The following is a 1,358-nucleotide window of genomic DNA, read 5'->3' on the forward strand; positions in this document are numbered from 1 at the left end:
CCGCAGATGTGAGGAAAGGGAAGTCTGGTTCAAAGGCGCGCGCAATCAATGGCATTGCCAATCAAACAACAAGCAGCGATTTGGGGTGGCATTATTGCCGTCTTTTTGGCGCTGTTATGGTTCTTAGGTGATGTCATTCTGCCCTTTTTGACAGGGGGGGCGATTGCCTATTTTCTTGATCCTCTCGCAGATCGGCTTGAGAAATGGGGCCTTGGTCGCGCGGCGGCTACAACCGTGATCTCCTTGGTTGCGCTTTTGGTGGTCGTGGCAGGTATTTTTGTGATCGTTCCACTTTTGGTGGCGCAAGCCACGGCGTTAATCCAATCCGCACCGCAAATATTCATCGAATTGCAGGCCTTTTTGACCCAACAGTTTCCGTCATTGATGGATGATGGATCGCCTTTGCGCCAATCCTTGATTTCGGTCGGCCAGACCATTCAGGCGCGCGGGGGCGAATTGCTCAATACGGCTCTCACCTCAGCAATCAACGTAGTAAACGCGATCGTGTTTATGGTCGTTGTGCCTGTTGTCGCCTTTTACATGTTGCTCGATTGGGATCGTATGGTGGCCCGTATCGATGAATTGCTGCCCCGCGACCATCGCCCCGTGATCCGTCAAATCGCCGCTGATGTGGATCGCACTTTGGCAGGGTTTGTGCGGGGGCAAGGCACAGTGTGTCTCATCTTGGGCACATTTTATGCCATCGCGCTCATGGTGGTTGGTTTGCAATTTGGGCTTGTGGTGGGTTTGATTGCAGGGCTTTTGACCTTTATCCCCTATGTTGGCGCTTTGGTGGGGGGGCTTTTATCCATAGGGCTTGCCCTTTTCCAATTCTGGGGAGATTGGTGGAACATCGCCGCCATCGCAATCATCTTCCAGGTCGGACAGATGCTTGAGGGCAATGTATTGACCCCGAAACTGGTCGGCTCCTCCGTTGGGTTGCATCCCGTTTGGCTGATCTTCGCGCTCTCGGCCTTTGGGGCGGTGTTTGGCTTTGTCGGGCTTCTGGTTGCTGTGCCCGTGGCCGCAGTGATCGGCGTTTTGGTGCGCTTTGCCATAACCCGCTATCAGGCAAGCCTGCTCTATCGCGGGCTTGAACCCCCGCAGGACGACTGACATGGCCAAACAGATGCAATTTGATCTGCCCTATCGCGCAGCTATGGGGCGGCAAGATTTCTTTCTTTCGCCCTGCAACGCGGTTGCGGTCGCGGGCATTGACGCATGGCACCATTGGCCCTTGTCAAAGATGATCTTAATCGGGCCTGAAGGCGCGGGAAAAACCCACCTCGCCCATGTGTTTGCAGCACAATCAGGGGCGCTGATCCAAAACGCAACGGGGCTGCAAGAGGCAGACATCC

Annotated in this window: 1 protein-coding gene and 1 pseudogene; both read left to right on the plus strand. The window is 54.8% G+C overall.

Annotated elements, in window-relative coordinates:
* The first annotated feature begins 48 nt into the window (after positions 1-48).
* Positions 49-1,116 (plus strand): AI-2E family transporter, encoded by a 1,068-nt coding sequence (locus ACR0IO_RS22995; protein ID WP_480745160.1) that lies wholly within the window; start codon positions 49-51, stop codon positions 1,114-1,116.
* Position 1,117: 1 nt separating this feature from the next.
* Positions 1,118-1,358, plus strand: a pseudogene (locus tag ACR0IO_RS23000) (chromosomal replication initiator DnaA); the annotation flags it as partial.

Source organism: Ruegeria sp. CE12, from assembly GCF_056537525.1.

Bases quoted from the DNA above. Each gene is read 5' to 3' on its own strand.
- ACR0IO_RS22995 (WP_480745160.1), top strand. From the start codon at position 49: ATGGCATTGCCAATCAAACAACAAGCAGCGATTTGGGGTGGCATTATT.